This is a genomic window from Clostridium sp. TF06-15AC (assembly GCF_003481165.1).
Lineage (GTDB): Bacteria > Bacillota > Clostridia > Lachnospirales > Lachnospiraceae > Otoolea > Otoolea fessa.
Window position 1 is genome coordinate 875,782 of the sequence record NZ_QUKS01000001.1, and the last position, 15,067, is coordinate 890,848.

The window sequence follows — 15,067 nt, forward strand, 5'->3', positions numbered from 1 at the left end:
AATTTTTCTATTTGAATGCCGCAACCAGCTCTTCCGCATCCTTATAACCCTGTTTTTTCAGTTCCCCGATATACCACTCGGTTACCGGTTCTACAATCGCCTTGAAAGAATCGATATCCAGATCCTCATACGGGATGACCTCGACGCCATTCTTGGACTGCCATCTGGAGAGGATCTCATCGTCGCCTGCACGGTTGATCTCGCGCTCGTACTGAACGGCAAGTTTGCCGCACTCATCGACTACTTCCTGCTGCTCCGGTGTCAGGCTGTCGTAAATATCCTGGTTGATGCAGAAGAACAGGCAGTCATAGTTTGCATTCCACATGGAAACGTATTTCTGTACTTCCTGTACGCTTGCCGCATCAATCGCCGGAAGCGGGTTCTCCTGACCGTCTACCGTACCCTGCTGCAATGCCGTGTAAGTCTCGGACCAGTTCATGTTGGTCGCATCTGCGCCCCACAGCTCGTAGCACTTCATCAGAAGGTTTGAACCAGCCACACGTACTTTCAGGTTCTTCATATCTTCCACGGAATGAACCGGGCGCACGCCGTTCGTGAGCTGACGGAAACCATTCTCCGCCATACCCATGCAGTGCAGACCATAGGAAGAAAGAATCTCATCCATCTTCTGGCCAGCCTCGCCGTCCAGCTTCGCGTCGGCGTCCTCCACAGAATCAAACAGATACGGCAGCGATACCACGTTGAAACGCGGGTCAAATGCCGAATAAATCAGGTTGCTGTGCATCGAAATCTGCACCGGATCTCCGTTCATCAGCGCCTGGATGCCCTCGGACTGGTTTCCACCGGTCAGCTGATCCGCTGCGTAAACATCTACTTTGACCTTGCCGCCCGTTGCCTGATCCATAAGCTCGCCAAACTTGCGGCCTGCCTGTGCCCAGGTACTGGTTTCTGTCGTGGAACACGTAAAGTTCCAGGTCATTTCCGGCCAGTTCAGGTCACTATGATCTTCTACCTGATAAGCAGAAGAATTTTCAATGCCCGCCGTCTTAACTGCACTAGCCGCATTTTCAGTAAAGGTGTTTACCAGATCCTCTGCATCATCAAAGCCCTGGTTTTTCAGTTCTCCGATAAACCATTCCGTTACCGGCTCAGCTGCTTTCTTAAAGGATTCGATGTCGAGATCCTCATATTTCAGCACTTCCACACCGTTCTTAGTCTGCCAACGATCCAGAATCTCCTCATCGCCTGCACGGTTGATCTCACGCTCGTAAGCAACCGCCTTACGGCCTGCCTCATCAACAACCGCCTGCTGCTCCGGCGTCAGGCTGTCATACAGCTTCTGGTTGATGCAGAAGAACAGACAGTCATAGTTTGCATTCCACAGGGAAACATATTTCTGTACTTCCTGTACACTCGCCGCATCAATCGCCGGAAGCGGGTTCTCCTGCCCGTCTACCGTGCCCTGCTGCAGCGCCGTATACGTCTCGGACCAGTTCATATTGGTCGCATCTGCGCCCCACAGCTCATAGCACTTCATCAGAAGGTTCGAACCAGCTACACGCAGTTTCAGGTTCTTCATATCTTCCACGGAATGAACCGGATGTTTGCTGTTGGTCAGCTGACGGAAACCATTCTCCGCCATACCCATACAATGCAGACCATAGCTTTCCAGGATCTCAACCAGCTTGTCGCCCGCCGGACCATCTAAGACTGTATCCGCTGTCTCAACTGAATCAAACAGATACGGCAGTGATACCACATTGAACCGCGGGTCAAATGCCGAATAAATCAGGTTGCTGTGCATCGAAATCTGCACCGGATCGCCGTTCATCAGTGCCTGGATGCCCTCAGACTGGTTTCCACCGGTCAGCTGATCGGCTGCGTAAACATCTACTTTGACCTTGCCGCCGGTCGCCTGCTCCATGAGCTCGCCAAACTTACGTCCCGCCTGTGCCCAGGTGCTTGTCTCGGTTGTGGAACACGTAAAGTTCCAGGTCATATCCGCCCAATCCAGATCGCTGTAATCACCGATCGTGTTGAAATCGTCATTGTCTGTCTGGGTGGTTCCGCTGTCGCCTCCGACTGTCTCGTCATTTTCAATGGCTGCCGCACTTCCCAGTGCCGCCGGCAGACAGGTTGAAATCTGCGGAATATATGTAATTATCAGTAAAACAGCAATGGAAGCGGCTACCATCGGAACGACTGCCCTGGAAATTTCCTGCAGCGTTACGCGAATACCATCTCTTAATTTGACGCCGATCGCGACAAACAGGTTGACACCGACCGGAGGTGTTACCTGACCAATTGCCAGGTTGACCGTTGCCATGATACCAAATGCGATCACGTTGTAGCCCAGTGCCTTGCAGACCGGCAGCATGATCGGGATGAAAATGTACATCGCAGAGTTTGCATCAATAAAACAGCCCGCGATCAGGAAAATAATGTTACAAATCAGCAAGAAAGTAAACTGGTTGCCTGCCACTCTTGCTAACAGTTCGGAAGCAGCCGTCGAAATACCGAAACGGGTGCAGACAAAGGAGAACAGCGACGCACACGCTACGATCAGCATGATGCCGCCGGTGGTCTTTGCCGAATCAATCAGAATTTCCCACAGGTCTTTAAATTTTACTTCCTTATAAATAACCATGCCGACAAACAGACCGTACACAACGGATACGGCTGCCGCCTCGGTCGGTGTAAAAAAGCCTCCGTAGATACCACCCAGAATGATGATCGGCATCAAAAATCCCCAGAATGCATCCTTAAATGCGTTCCAGCGCTCTTTTGCGGATGCCTTCTCTACGTTGGACGGCACGACATGATTGCGGCGTACCTCCAGCATAACGACAACTACCAGAGCCAGACCCATCAGGATACCCGGGATGATACCTGCCATAAACATATCTCCGATGGAAACACCCGTGATCGACGCGTATACAACAAACGCGATACTCGGCGGGATGACAATCGCGATGGAACTGGAAGTTGCCATCAATGCCGTCGAGAACGCTGCAGAGAAACCGCCCCGCTCTACCATCGCCGGAATCAGGACCGCACCCAGAGCCGCTACCGTCGCCGGACCGGAACCGGAGATCGCGCCGAAGAAGCAGGCTACGATGATACACACATTCGCAATGCCGCCTTTTCTGTGACCGACACAGGTGTCAACAAAACGGATCAGGCGCGTGGAAATTCCCGCCTTCGCCATGATATTTCCGGATAATACGAAAAACGGAATCGCTAGCAGCAGGAATTTACTGATGCCGGAGTAAATATTCGTCGCTACAATCGTTAAAGAAGTACCGGAATACAGGATCGCCGCCGCGGAAGAAAGTCCCAGACAGACGGCGATCGGCACATTCAGCACTAATAATACGAAAAAGGTAATAAAAAGAACTGCGCTAACCATTTATTTGTCCTCCTTTTTCGTACACACATCGAGACAGAACTCGATAAAATGAAGAATCATGCACACCGAACCGATCGGTACAAAGGACCAGAAGATCCACTCCGGCCAGTTCAATACAAAGGTACGTTTCTGGTTCGCAAGCTGCGCCAGTACCTTGTCCATGCCATAGTAAAATAAGATTCCCATAAAGAGAACCGAAAAGATTGTAATCAGAATCATGACCGGCTTCTTTGCCGATTTCGGCAGACGCTCTGTTACCAGATTTAAACCTACCAGTCCGCCCTCACGCGCAGACAGCGCCGCGCCAAGCAACGTAATTAATACGAAAATGGCAACAACCAGCTCCTCTGTAAAGGACCAGGACTGGTGAATTACCTTACGGGAAAATACATTTCCCACCGTCAGTACAAGGATCAGGATCATCGTGACTACCAGCACGGTTTTCTCAACCATCGCCACAATATCCATCAGCTTTTTATATCCTTTCATACTGCGCTCTCCTCCTAAAATAAGTATCTCATTTTTCCACATTTTTGTCGGCTGTATGCATTCATCTGAACGTTTTTTGTGTCATAGGAAATTTCAAGGAATTTCCTATGACACAAAAAAACGTCCCCAGATAATAGGGACGAATGAAATGCCAGATTTCTGCCAAATGCTCTGTTTTTCTCGGAAAACACGCAAACATATGCAGCACCAAACAAACAAACGCTGCTCCCGCTTGTGCGGGATTTGTACAAAAACAGTGACCGTCGTGCCCTTGCTCTCAGTCAATCGAGGCATGAACGGTTCCGTTTTCATATGGAACTATATCAAACTAAAATTAAATATTGCTGATATGGAATATATTCTACACTTCTTTAATAAATACGTCAACCATTTTTATAGGCTACGGTCTATTTAATAAAAGCTGCATAAAAATAGCATAAAAGAAATAAAATTCTTTTCCTTCAACCTATTGATGATTTGATTTTTCTATACTATAATAAACATTATACGCTTTAAAGTGTGAAAATCTTTTAGACAATACAGGAGGATGAAACTCATGGGATTTGAATATGTCAGCAAGCTGCCGACCCCGGACGAGATTCGTGCACAGTTTCCACTGGCACCGGAGCTGGCCGCAGAAAAAGCTCGAAAGGACGCTGCTATCCGTGACGTCTTTACAGGCGACAGCGACAAGTTTCTTGTCATCATTGGTCCGTGCTCTGCTGACCGGGAAGATGCGGTTATTGATTATGTAAACCGTCTTGCCAAGGTACAGGAGAAAGTGAAGGACAAACTGATTCTGGTTCCTAGAATCTACACCAACAAACCTAGAACAACCGGTGACGGCTATAAGGGACTTTTACACCAGCCAAATCCGGAAGGTAAGCCAAACTTATACCAGGGTCTGATCGCGATTCGCAAACTTCACATGCGTGTGATCGAAGAAACCGGCTTCTCGACCGCAGACGAGATGCTATACCCGGAGAACCTGACCTACCTTTCCGACGTTATGTCCTATGTTGCAGTCGGCGCACGTTCCGTTGAGAACCAGCAGCACCGCCTCGTTGCCAGCGGCATCGACGTACCGGTCGGCATGAAGAATCCGACCAGCGGCGCACTCTCCGTCATGCTGAACGCCGTACACGCAGCACAGCACGGTCATGAGTTCATCTACCGCAGCTGGGAAGTAAAGACACAGGGCAACCCGCTGACCCACACCATCTTGCGTGGTGCTGTCAACAAGCATGACCAGTGCCTGCCGAACTACCACTACGAAGACCTGAAGCTGCTCTTAGACCTCTACAACGAGCGTGATCTGAAGAATCCGGCCTGCATCATCGATGCAAACCACTCCAACTCCAACAAAAAATACATGGAGCAGATCCGTATCGTCAAGGAAGTACTCCACAGCCGCCGTCACTCCGACGATATCCGTAACTTCGTCAAAGGCGTCATGATCGAAAGCTACATCGAACCAGGCAACCAGAAAGTTGGCGAACACATCTACGGAAAATCCATCACCGACCCGTGTCTGGGATGGGATGATTCCGAGCGTCTGCTGTATGAAATGGCTGAAGGATTATAAAAAATAGGTATCTGTACTGAACAGTTACAAAATTAGAAATATGCAGAAAAAAAGTCCGGTGGAAAAGCTCCGCCGGACTTTTTTTCGTTAGGAATTCGGATTTCAAAAAGGTTAAAGGATTAAATCTTTTGTATCATGCATTTATTATGGTTATAGTATATCATGCCTCTCTCCAAAATGTTTGTATTCTCTTTAAATAAATTATGAAGAAATTCTTAAGATTCACCATTTCGATGCAATAAAAATCGTCTTTCCTGCATTATATTAATTTAACGTTCTTTTTTACTGCACATCCTTAAACAGATCACAAAAATCAAAGGTCGCAAAATAATCCTTCGGTGTCTCTGCCCGGCGGATCATCTTCACGGAACCATCCTCTTTCAGGAGCAGTTCAGCCGAGCGCAGCTTTCCGTTGTAGTTGTAGCCCATCGAAAAACCATGTGCGCCGGTATCATGGATGACAAGGATATCGCCCATATCGATCTTCGGAAGCATCCGGTCAATCGCAAATTTATCATTGTTCTCGCACAGGGAACCGGTTACATCGTATTTGTGGTCACACGGCTCGTTCTCTTTTCCCATGACCGTGATGTGATGGTATGCGCCGTACATCGCCGGCCGCATCAGGTTGACTGCACACGCGTCCACACCAATATACTCTTTATAGGTGTGTTTCTCATGGATTGCCGTTGTCACAAGGCAGCCATACGGCGCCAGCATGAAACGTCCCATCTCTGTATAAAGCGCTACATCGCCCATGCCAGCCGGAACCAGAACTTCCTCATAAACCTTGCGGACGCCCTCGCCGATTGCAAAGATATCGTTCGGCTCCTGATCCGGGCGGTAAGGAATGCCAACGCCGCCAGACAGGTTGATAAATTTAATATCTGCGCCGGTCTCTTCTTTCAGCTTGACCGCCACCTCAAACAATACCTTCGCAAGCATCGGATAATACTCATTTGTAACCGTATTGCTTGCAAGGAAGGCATGGATACCAAAATGTTTCGCACCTTTTGCTTTCAACACCTTGAATGCCTCAAATAGCTGCTCGGTTGTCATACCGTATTTCGCATCGCCTGGGTTGTCCATGATATCATTGCTGATCTTGAACAGTCCGCCCGGATTGTAACGGCAGCTGATCGTCTCCGGAATATAACCGATCGTCTTCTCCAGGAAATCAATGTGCGTAAAATCATCAAGGTTGATGATCGCGCCCAGCTCGGCAGCCATCTTGAACTCCTCCGGCGGTGTATCGTTGGAGGAGAACATGATCTTCTCGCCATCGTACTTCATCGCCTTTGCCATCATAAGCTCTGTCAGCGAAGAGCAGTCCACGCCGCATCCAAGTTTCTTTAAAATATCAATTACAAATGGATTCGGTGTTGCCTTTACAGCAAAATACTCTCTGAATCCCTTGTTCCAGGAAAATGCACGCATCAGGCGCTCGCCATTCTCGCGGATTCCCTTTTCATCATACAGGTGGAACGGTGTCGGGTATGTTTTCTTGATCTCCTCCAGCTGCTCCCGTGTTACAAATGGTTTCTTCTCCACTTTTACATCCTCCGAACTAAAATCTACATATAAAACTAAAAAGTCTGGACTACCGGGAACATACACTACTCCCGGCACGCCCAGACTCCTTTGTCCTGCTACTATTTATACACCAAAAACCGTGTTTTATCAACTGATTTCCCGAAAAACGCCCACAAATGGGCGGTATTTGTTACTGTTCACGCATACGTGCCCAGTAACGGAATTTGCCGTGGCTTCGCATTTAAATACGGCAAATTCCTGCTGCCACCACGTTTTCTTACGGCACTTTCGGTTCCAAAAGTGCCTACCTGTGAACAGTAACTGGTATTTTTCTCCTTTTCTCCGCCAGGACACAAACTCCGGACAAATTGAATCATTTTCCAGATACATCTATGAACCGGGCACAGATTCAGGCGCAGAATCCAGTTTCTACTCTACCACAATTACACGCATAATATTCGTATCGGCTACCGGTTCATGGCGGTTGGCACGTGTCACCACACCCGCGGTTGCAACCACAATTTCACCCTCTTTGACGATACCTTTCTCTTTCAGCAGTTCCACCGATGCAAATAAGAGTGCATCCGTCGATTCAGCGCGTTTTGCATGGAACGGCTTAACACCCCAGTAGAGCTGCATCTGGCGGACAGCCGTCATGCTCGGGGAAAGTCCTGCGATCAATGCTTTCGGACGCCATTTCGAAAGCATTCTCGTCGTAAATCCGCTGACACTCGGCGCCACAATGACCGGCGCTTCCAGATCGGAGGCGGTCGCTACGGACGAATAACATACCGTATTAGATATATTTCGAAGATTTTCCGCCGATACCTTTCTTCTCTGGTAGAACATATAATCCAGATATTTCTCCGACTCCTCGGCGATCTGGCTCATCATGCGGACTGCCTCGATCGGGTAACTTCCCATCGCCGTCTCGCCGGACAGCATAACCGCATCGGTTCCCTCGTACACTGCATTCGCCACATCCGATACCTCGGCACGCGTCGGACGCGGGTTGCGGATCATTGAATCAAGCATCTGGGTCGCCGTGATAACAACCTTGCACGCTAAGTTACACTTGCGGATGATCATCTTCTGAATGTGCGGAACCTTCTCTGCCGGTATCTCCACGCCCATATCGCCCCGGGCTACCATGATGCCGTCGCTCGCCTCAATGATGGAATCAATATTTTCAATTCCTTCTTCATTCTCGATTTTCGCGATAATTTGCATAGCAGAACCTTTTTCATCCAGAATCTCCCGGATCTCGCGGATCGCATCGGCATTGCGGACGAACGAAGCCGCCACAAAATCAAAGCCTGCATCCACGCCGAAACGAATGTCTTCCTTATCTTTATCGGTCAGCGCCGGAAGCTTGACCCGTACTCCCGGTACATTGACACCCTTCTTCTCGCCCAGCTCGCCGCCATTTTCAATCCGGCAGACGATGTCTGTTCCATTGACCTCCCGCACGTGCAGCTCAATCAGGCCATCATCGATCAAAATGCGGTCGCCCGGCTTTACATCCTCCGCCAGCCCCGCATAGTTGATGTAGCCGCGTGTCTCATCCCCCACAATCTCCTCGGTCGTCAGAGTATACAGATCGCCCTCTTTCAGCGTCACTTTCTTTCCATCTTTTAATTTGCCGGTACGGATTTCCGGTCCCTTGGTATCCAGAAGCGATGCGATCGGAATCCCCAGCTCCTCGCGCACACTCTCCAGAATCTCCAGACGATGTTTATGCTCCGCATGATCGCCATGCGAAAAGTTAAAACGTGCGACATCCATTCCATTTAACGCCAACTCCTTCATAATCTCCCGGTTATCGGTGTTTGGTCCCATTGTGCAGACAATCTTTGTCTTTTTCATTCTGTCATTCCTCCTCATATTCTGTCATTTATCAAGATTTTTCCCATCAGTGAATCATTTATAACCTCTTTTGTATGCTTCATCCAGCCTATTTAAATCCCCTGCTAAAAAAACAATCCACCGCTTGGTTCTATTTAGAATCTTTCAATTCTTCTTCCGTCACATGTTTATGCGTATACAGGTGATCCATGCAATATTCCATATTTCCCGCACATTTCGAACAATAGCGGAACTCCAGGTTCGGATCGTCCTTCTCGGTACGTCCGCAAACCGCGCATTTGTGGCGGGTCAGGGAAATTTTCTGGATCTGCGCTTTCTGCATCTCGTTTTTGAACTTCTGCTTGCGAACCGCCTCTTTCGGGCTGATCTTCCGGTAGTTACGCGTCATCAGGAAGAAAATGATAAAATTGAGCATCGAAACAACAATCTCAATTTTCGCGATAATGCCACCCGTTAAGAAGCTGTAGACCAGAAGCGCTCCGTACATCATTCCAAGGTATTTCGCCCGGATCGGAATGAAAATCAGAAGGAACTGCATCTCCGGGAAGGTGCAGGCAAACGCCAGAAACAGCGATTCATTTAAGTAATACGGGGACATCGGCACCGAAAAGCCGGTCACACCGTACACCAGAAATGCCGCGATGATGTGTCCCAGCACGCCCATAAAGAAAAACATATTAAATCGGAAGGTTCCCCACACGCGCTCCAGCGTCGATCCAATCGAATAATAGAGATACATCGCGAGCAGCGCAAAGAGGACGCCCGACTGAGGCGGGCATACGAGAAAGGTCACGATTCTCCATACCTGTCCCCGCAGGATCGCCGCTGCATCAAGCGCCAGATACTGCACGTAAAAATACGGATTAAACAGGCTCATCACAAATCCAGCCGCATACATCATGATGATATAGTACATCAGATTCGGGATCGCAAACCGACCGAATTTGCGCTCTAATTTTCTAAAAAAATTCATAATTCACATCCTTTGCCGTTTTCCTTTCATTATAGAGAGCGGCGGATTCTTTGTCAAATTATATTCTCGCTTCCACCACGTTATCTTACGGCACATTCGGTTCCAGAAGTGCCTGCCTGCGATCTGTAACGGCTGCATTCCAACTCAGAAAAAGCGGTATTTTCCACGCAGAAAATGCCTTTCCTTGTACAGAGCACATTCTCCCATTATGCGCAATATTAACAAATTTTAGTCATTTTTAGCATCTTTTTAACGCACCCTACTAATTGTTTTCTTCCTTATTCTATGTTAAAGTATAGCCGAATACATGTGTAGTACAAAGGAGGGAAGGGGCACTGCCCCGATTGTACATGAATTCCTGTAAAAAATTAGGAATCGACATCGGTTCCACAACGGTTAAAGTATCTATTATTGAAGATGGCGGTAAGCTTCTTTTCGCCGATTATAAACGTCATTTTGCAAACATACAGGAGACGCTCGCGGACCTGCTCCGTGAGGGTGAAGAGAAACTTGGCGCACTGACCGTCGAGCCGGTCATCACTGGTTCCGGCGGTTTAACACTTTCTAAGCATCTGGGCATTCCATTTGTCCAGGAGGTTGTAGCGGTTGCCACATCCCTGAAGGATTATGCCCCGCAGACCGACGTTGCCATCGAGCTCGGCGGCGAGGATGCGAAAATTATTTATTTTACCGGCGGCATCGACCAGCGTATGAACGGAATCTGCGCCGGAGGCACCGGCTCTTTTATTGATCAGATGGCTTCGCTGCTTCAGACGGACGCATCCGGTCTTAATGAGTACGCGAAAAATTACAAGGCAATCTATCCAATCGCGGCGCGCTGCGGCGTTTTCGCCAAGACGGATATCCAGCCTCTCATCAACGAAGGCGCAACCAAAGAGGATCTGTCCGCCTCCATTTTCCAGGCGGTTGTCAACCAGACCATCAGCGGTCTGGCATGCGGCAAGCCGATCCGCGGCAATGTTGCATTCCTCGGCGGTCCGCTTCATTTTCTCCCGGAGCTGCGCGCGGCATTTATCCGCACCCTGAATCTGGGACCGGACCAGATCATTGCCCCGGATCACTCGCATCTGTTTGCGGCGATCGGCGCGGCGATGAACTCTGATCCGAAGACGACTGCCAGCCTGCACGATCTGATCGAACGGCTGTCCCACGGCATCAAGATGGATTTCGAGGTAAAGCGGATGGAACCCCTCTTTACTGATGAAGCCGACTATGAAGATTTTAAGACACGCCATGCAAGCCATGATGTCAAAAAAGGTGATTTAGCGACCTACGAAGGCAACTGCTACCTCGGCATCGACGCCGGTTCCACCACAACCAAGGTGGCGCTCGTCGGCGAGGATGGCTCTCTTCTATACCGCTTCTACAGCAACAACAACGGCAGCCCGCTGGCGACGGCGATCCGTGCGATGCAGGAGATCCATGACCAGCTTCCGGAGAAAGCACAGATCGCTTATTCCTGCTCCACCGGTTACGGCGAGGCGCTCTTAAAGTCTGCCCTGATGCTGGATGAGGGCGAGGTCGAGACGATCTCCCACTACTACGCAGCGGCGGCATTTGAGCCGGATGTAGACTGCATCCTCGATATCGGCGGCCAGGATATGAAATGCATCAAGATCAAGGACGGCACCGTAGACAGCGTACAGCTCAACGAAGCCTGTTCGTCCGGCTGCGGCTCCTTTATCGAGACATTTGCTAAATCATTAAATTACAGCGTACAAGATTTTGCCAAGGAGGCGCTCTTTGCCAAAAATCCGACCGACCTCGGTACCCGCTGTACTGTTTTCATGAACTCTAACGTCAAACAGGCGCAGAAAGAGGGAGCTTCCGTCGCAGATATTTCTGCCGGACTGGCTTACTCCGTCATCAAAAATGCCCTGTTTAAGGTTATCAAGATTACCAATGCCTCCGACCTCGGAAAACACGTGGTCGTGCAGGGCGGTACCTTCTACAACGATGCGGTTCTCCGCAGTTTTGAGAAGATCTCCGGCTGTGAGGCAGTCCGCCCGGACATCGCCGGTATCATGGGTGCCTACGGTGCGGCTCTGATTGCCCGTGAGCGCTACGATGCTTCCAAGACAACCACGATGCTGCCGATCGACAAGATCTTAAGCCTGACCTACAAGACGACGATGGCGCGCTGCCAGGGTTGTACAAACCACTGTGTCCTGACGATCAACCGTTTCGACGGCGGACGTCAGTTCGTTACCGGCAACCGCTGTGAGCGCGGTCTGGGCGGCAACAAACAGAAAAAAGACATTCCGAACTTATTTGACTATAAATACAACCGTATGTTCGATTATGAACCGCTGACCGCCGATCTGGCGCCGCGCGGTACCGTCGGCATCCCGCGTGTCCTGAATATGTATGAAAACTACCCGTTCTGGGCGGTCTTCTTCAGGGAACTGGGTTACCGCACCGTTCTGTCCCCAAAATCGACGAGACAGATCTACGAACTTGGTATTGAATCGATCCCGAGCGAATCCGAATGCTACCCGGCAAAACTCGCGCACGGTCATATCGAATGGCTGATCCGCCAGGGACTGACCTACATTTTCTATCCGTGCGTTCCTTACGAGCGCAACGAAACCCCGGAAGCAGGAAATCACTACAACTGCCCGATGGTCACATCCTACGCGGAAAACATCAAAAACAACGTAGAATCCCTGACGGATCACAAGGTACATTTCCGGAATCCGTTTATGGCATTTACAAATGAGGAAATCCTGACAAAACGTCTGGTCGAAGAATTTACCAAGGATCAGGCAATCCCGGAGAAGGAGATCCGCGCCGCCGCTCACAAGGCATGGCAGGAACTCATCGCCTCCCGTCAGGATATGGAAAAGAAGGGCGAGGAAGTCATCGCCTGGTTAAAAGAAACCGGACGCCACGGCATCGTGCTGGCAGGCAGACCGTACCATGTAGATCCGGAGATCAACCATGGCATTCCGGAACTCATCACTTCCTACGGTTTTGCCGTGCTGACCGAGGACTCCGTCTCCCATTTAGGACGCGTTGACCGTCCGCTGATCGTCACCGACCAGTGGATGTACCACTCCCGCCTCTACGAGGCAGCTTCCTATGTGAAGACACAGCCAAACCTGGATCTGATCCAGCTCAACTCCTTCGGATGCGGTCTGGATGCAGTTACTACTGATCAGGTCAATGATATTCTGACCCGCTCTGGCAAAATTTATACGCTGCTCAAGATCGACGAGGTCAACAACCTCGGCGCCGCACGTATCCGTGTGCGCTCCTTAATCGCCGCGATCCGCGTGCGCGAGATGCGCCACTACCATAAACCGATCGTTTCCAGCGCATACAGCCGTGTTTATTTCACGAAGGAAATGAAGAAAAACTACACGATCCTCTGCCCGCAGATGTCGCCGATCCATTTCGACCTCATCGAACCGGCGGTTCGAAGCTGTGGTTACAACCTGGAGGTGCTGCAGAACTCCGACCGTACTGCTATCGACACAGGACTTAAGTACGTCAACAACGACGCCTGTTACCCGTCCCTGATCGTAGTTGGTCAGATCATGGATGCGCTGCTCTCCGGCAAATACGACTTAGAGCATACAGCCGTTATTATGAGCCAGACCGGCGGCGGCTGCCGTGCCTCCAACTACATTGGCTTTATCCGCCGTGCCTTAGAGCGCGCCGGTATGCCGCAGATTCCGGTTATCTCGTTAAATGCCAACGGCATGGAGACGAATCCGGGCTTCAAGATTACCCTGCCGCTTCTCACCAAGGCAATGCAGGCGGTTGTCTACGGTGACCTCTTCATGCGGGTTCTCTATGCGACCCGCCCATACGAGGCAAAAGCCGGTTCCGCCAATGCCCTGCATGAGAAATGGAAAGCAATCTGCATCAAATCACTGCAGAAACACTCTTTATCCATGGCAGAGTTTAACCGCAACATCCGCGGTATTATCCATGACTTCGACGAACTTCCGAGACGCGATGTCCAGAAACCGAGGGTTGGCATTGTCGGCGAGATCCTGGTAAAATTCTCCCCGTTAGCAAACAACCACGTGGTAGAGCTTCTGGAAGCCGAGGGTGCCGAGGCTGTAATGCCGGATCTGCTTGATTTCCTGCTTTACTGCTTCTACAACAGCAACTTCAAAGCCGACAATCTGGGCGGCAAGCGTTCCACCGCACACCTGTGCAACATGGGAATCTCCCTGCTGGAGTATTTCCGCCGCACCTGCCGCCGCGAACTGGAACGCAGCACACATTTCCTTCCGCCTGCACGGATTCAGGATCTGGCGTCGATGGCGAAGCATTACGTTTCCCTCGGCAATCAGACCGGCGAGGGATGGTTCCTGACTGGTGAGATGCTGGAATTGATTCACAGCGGCACGACGAACATCATCTGCACCCAGCCGTTCGGCTGCCTGCCGAACCACATCGTCGGAAAAGGCGTCATCAAAGGACTGCGCGCCAGCCATCAGGAGGCGAATATCATCGCCGTAGACTACGATCCGGGTGCCAGTGAAGTCAATCAGCTGAACCGTATCAAACTGATGCTTTCCACCGCACAGAAGAACCTGTCAGAAGGGAAAAAAGATTCGAGAATTGGATGATTTTGGATAAAATTTCCAGCTGACTTTTAAAGACGTCTGTGATATAATAAATTTATATGGAGTTTAAGATAGGCTGTGGATTCCATAGCCTATCTTCTATATAGGGGAACAAAAAGACAGACTAAAAGGAGATCTCAGGATGAAATCAAAATTATTCCTCTGCGCGGCTCTGGCTGCGGCTCTCTACGTGACGCCGTCTTATGCAGCTGATTATTCCGCACAGGTTGTGAGTTTTTCTCAGGAGGACCCGGACAACCTCTCCATCGAGCTGACCGGCTCCAAAGTAATTACCGACGATTTTTCATTCAAACTTCCATCCCAGTCATTTTCGAGACTCATCATGGTTCCGAACGGGGATTCCTACGAGGTATATGAAAAAACAGCCTATGAAGCCAACGGAGGCGGACTTCTCTTCCGCATTCTCGCATTTGAGGACACGCATTACCGCGATTTAAACGGCTGCACCATCTTAGGCTTCTGCGGCAACAAGCTCTTCATTCTGGATCCGCACTACGACGAGCAGTATGCCAGCGACAGCGAAGAATATGCAAAATGCAAAGAAATCGTGACCTCGATCAAGAAGAGTTTCATTTCCTATATCAAAGACGCCGGGACGGTTGAGTAGCATCGAATCGAATATAAAT

General features: G+C 49.9%; 8 protein-coding genes. 3 read left to right on the forward strand and 5 right to left on the reverse strand.

Annotated elements, in window-relative coordinates:
* Window positions 1–7: 7 nt before the first annotated feature.
* Together DXC57_RS03930 and DXC57_RS03935 are read right to left on the reverse strand one after the other, a co-directional pair.
* Window positions 8–3,370: a TRAP transporter large permease subunit gene (locus DXC57_RS03930; protein WP_118651244.1), complete on the reverse strand. Its 3,363-nt coding sequence runs from the start codon at window positions 3,368–3,370 to the stop codon at window positions 8–10.
* The gene (locus DXC57_RS03935; RefSeq protein WP_118481861.1) at window positions 3,371–3,859 is read right to left on the reverse strand and encodes a TRAP transporter small permease; all 489 of its coding nucleotides are present in this window, start codon (window positions 3,857–3,859) and stop codon (window positions 3,371–3,373) included.
* Window positions 3,860–4,415: 556 nt separating this feature from the next.
* On the opposite strand from DXC57_RS03935, the gene DXC57_RS03940 reads away from it, so the two are divergent.
* Window positions 4,416–5,444, forward strand: coding sequence for a 3-deoxy-7-phosphoheptulonate synthase (locus DXC57_RS03940; RefSeq protein ID WP_118472094.1), 1,029 nt, complete (start codon window positions 4,416–4,418; stop codon window positions 5,442–5,444).
* A 282-nt stretch (window positions 5,445–5,726) separates the two neighbouring features.
* Here DXC57_RS03940 and DXC57_RS03945 read toward each other — a convergent pair whose 3' ends face one another.
* The 3 genes from DXC57_RS03945 to DXC57_RS03955 form a co-directional block, all read right to left on the reverse strand.
* On the reverse strand, window positions 5,727–6,995 hold the full coding sequence (locus DXC57_RS03945) for a diaminopimelate decarboxylase (RefSeq protein ID WP_118651246.1): 1,269 nt from the start codon (window positions 6,993–6,995) through the stop codon (window positions 5,727–5,729).
* A gap of 411 nt (window positions 6,996–7,406) precedes the next feature.
* Complete coding sequence (pyk, locus tag DXC57_RS03950; RefSeq protein ID WP_273391748.1) at window positions 7,407–8,861, reverse strand: pyruvate kinase; 1,455 nt, start codon at window positions 8,859–8,861, stop codon at window positions 7,407–7,409.
* 112 nt (window positions 8,862–8,973) lie between these two features.
* Window positions 8,974–9,816 carry a hypothetical protein gene (locus DXC57_RS03955; RefSeq protein WP_022359663.1) on the reverse strand — a complete coding sequence of 281 codons (843 nt, stop codon included), beginning with the start codon at window positions 9,814–9,816 and terminating at the stop codon, window positions 8,974–8,976.
* A 350-nt stretch (window positions 9,817–10,166) separates the two neighbouring features.
* On the opposite strand from DXC57_RS03955, the gene DXC57_RS03960 reads away from it, so the two are divergent.
* Together DXC57_RS03960 and DXC57_RS03965 are read left to right on the forward strand one after the other, a co-directional pair.
* The gene (locus tag DXC57_RS03960) at window positions 10,167–14,423 is read left to right on the forward strand and encodes a 2-hydroxyacyl-CoA dehydratase (RefSeq protein WP_118651250.1); all 4,257 of its coding nucleotides are present in this window, start codon (window positions 10,167–10,169) and stop codon (window positions 14,421–14,423) included.
* A gap of 139 nt (window positions 14,424–14,562) precedes the next feature.
* Window positions 14,563–15,048, forward strand: coding sequence for a hypothetical protein (locus DXC57_RS03965; protein ID WP_118651252.1), 486 nt, complete (start codon window positions 14,563–14,565; stop codon window positions 15,046–15,048).
* The last annotated feature ends 19 nt before the right edge of the window (window positions 15,049–15,067 follow it).